The sequence below is a fragment of the Shewanella sp. SG44-6 genome (assembly GCF_014164185.1).
Taxonomy (GTDB): Bacteria; Pseudomonadota; Gammaproteobacteria; order Enterobacterales; family Shewanellaceae; genus Shewanella; species Shewanella vesiculosa.
The window spans coordinates 1-207 of the sequence record NZ_JACJER010000397.1 but is presented as its reverse complement, the minus strand read 5'-3'; the positions used below and the strand labels follow the sequence as shown (position 1 = coordinate 207).

At 48.8% G+C, this 207-nt stretch carries 1 protein-coding gene; it reads left to right on the top strand.

All coding sequences use genetic code 11. The annotated features are described in order from the left end of the window. Positions 1-207: hypothetical protein (locus tag H5185_RS22725; RefSeq protein WP_182743409.1), on the top strand; the 207-nt coding region annotated here is incomplete at both ends.

Sequence of the window (207 nt, the reverse complement as noted above, 5' to 3'; positions counted from 1 at the left end):
AGATAGTGCCTTAGCGCAAAACATCACAACAGTTCAAGCCAGCGCCACTGCAGCCAATACTAAAGCGACTCAAAATACTGCCGCAATTCAGACCGAGCAAACCGCTAGAGCGAACGCAGATAGTGCCTTAGCGCAAAACATCACAACAGTTCAAGCCAGCGCCACTGCAGCCAATACTAAAGCGACTCAAAATACTGCCGCAATTCA